Source organism: Mycobacterium sp. E796, from assembly GCF_001672815.1.
GTDB lineage: Bacteria > Actinomycetota > Actinomycetes > Mycobacteriales > Mycobacteriaceae > Mycobacterium.
The window spans coordinates 1-652 of record NZ_LZKK01000174.1 but is presented as its reverse complement, the minus strand read 5'-3'; the positions used below and the strand labels follow the sequence as shown (position 1 = coordinate 652).

The 652-nt window shown below is 74.1% G+C and carries 1 pseudogene; it reads right to left on the bottom strand.

Annotated elements, in window-relative coordinates:
- Positions 1-570 (bottom strand): annotated as a pseudogene (locus A5706_RS12890) (hypothetical protein); the annotation flags it as partial.
- Positions 571-652: the final 82 nt, after the last annotated feature.

Below are 652 nucleotides of genomic sequence, written 5' to 3'. Positions count from 1 at the left end.
GCCGTTGATGCGCTGCTTGGAAACGTCGGAAAGGTTCGGGCCGGCACCGGGATCCGTCACCGTCACCGCGAGGCCGGGACCGATGACCGCCGTGCTCGCCGCCGCCAGGCCCAGCGCGTCGAGACTGGCCAGCAGCCGCTGCCCCTGGGCGTTTTCGGCCAGTGCGTGGCGCTGCACGTCGTCCACTCGGCTCGAGAGCGCGCTGCGCTGTTGGCCCAACTTGGCCGCGGCGGCCTCCGATGAGCGCACGCTTTCCAGCAGCAGCTGCTGCGCGGTGCGCACGCCGGGCGCCACCGAGCGCGCCTGCGCGACCGCGGCGGCGAACACCGTCGCGATCAGCAGCGCGGCCAGGGCCTGCCACAGCCAGCCGAAGGTGCGGTCGCGGCCGCTCGGCGCCACGCCCTCGCTGTCGCGTTTGGCCGCGGCCGCGGCGTAGCCGGGATCCAGATGCTCCGAGAGCAGGGCGCGCAGCAGCGAGGGCACCGGGATCAGCTGGGGCCGCGCCGCGGCGTGAGCGCTGCGGCCGGCGTTGGGGTCATAGCCGCCGAGCAGGCGGTCCGCGTCAGTCATGGCCACCGGCCTCGCGGTGACGGTGACGGATCCCGGTGCCGGCCCGAACCTTTCCGACGTTTCCAAGCAGCGCATCAACGGC